The following is a 206-nucleotide window of genomic DNA, read 5'->3' on the forward strand; positions in this document are numbered from 1 at the left end:
CGTCTCACCGGACTTTTCTGCTGCCTCATCTTTTGCGCATCGCCTCCCGGGGCTTGAGATGCTCCACGCCTTTCTTTAGGGGCAGATCAATCTGACGCTCATCCAACGGCATTCCATCGCGACGCTTTTGTTGAACGCCATCCGTTTTTTCCAGCGGGAACGGCGCGCCCAACTGCACGGCCTTTACCGCCTGCCCACGCGTCACG

1 protein-coding gene is annotated in these 206 nt (G+C 59.2%); it reads right to left on the reverse strand.

Annotated elements, in window-relative coordinates:
• Positions 1-25: 25 nt before the first annotated feature.
• On the reverse strand, positions 26-206 hold a 181-nt coding region (locus tag U5A67_RS40660), incomplete at its 5' end, for a hypothetical protein (RefSeq protein WP_321818857.1).

Source organism: Paraburkholderia sp. J69-1, from assembly GCF_905220255.1.
Taxonomy (GTDB): Bacteria; Pseudomonadota; Gammaproteobacteria; order Burkholderiales; family Burkholderiaceae; genus Paraburkholderia.